The organism is Enterobacter sp. EC_64 (assembly GCF_019584165.1).
Lineage (GTDB): Bacteria > Pseudomonadota > Gammaproteobacteria > Enterobacterales > Enterobacteriaceae > Enterobacter > Enterobacter roggenkampii.
In genome coordinates, this window is record NZ_VDAS01000087.1 from 1 (window position 1) to 290 (window position 290).

Sequence of the window (290 nt, forward strand, 5' to 3'; positions counted from 1 at the left end):
AACTCATCAAGGCGCGGGAATAAAATCCCATTCAGACGCCGGATAGATTCAAGCAAGCCAACTTGTCGTCAAAATCGGTGTTGCAAAAACGGGAGTGACCATAGATTCCGTTTTCTGAGACGACCCCGGATAAAACGGCTCGATGACAGCGGTCATATTCTGCCATGGCAGAATATGCTCCATGCGGGAGAGGAAAATCTCTTTTCGGGTCTGACGGCGCTTAGTGCTGAATTCACTATCGGCGAAGGTGAGTTGATGGCTCATGATGTCCCTCTGGGATGCGCTCCGGA

At 50.7% G+C, this 290-nt stretch carries 1 pseudogene; it reads right to left on the minus strand.

Features of this window, described 5'->3' with window-relative positions:
- Positions 1-126: 126 nt before the first annotated feature.
- Positions 127-264, minus strand: a pseudogene (locus FHC52_RS22585) (IS5/IS1182 family transposase); the annotation flags it as partial.
- Positions 265-290: the final 26 nt, after the last annotated feature.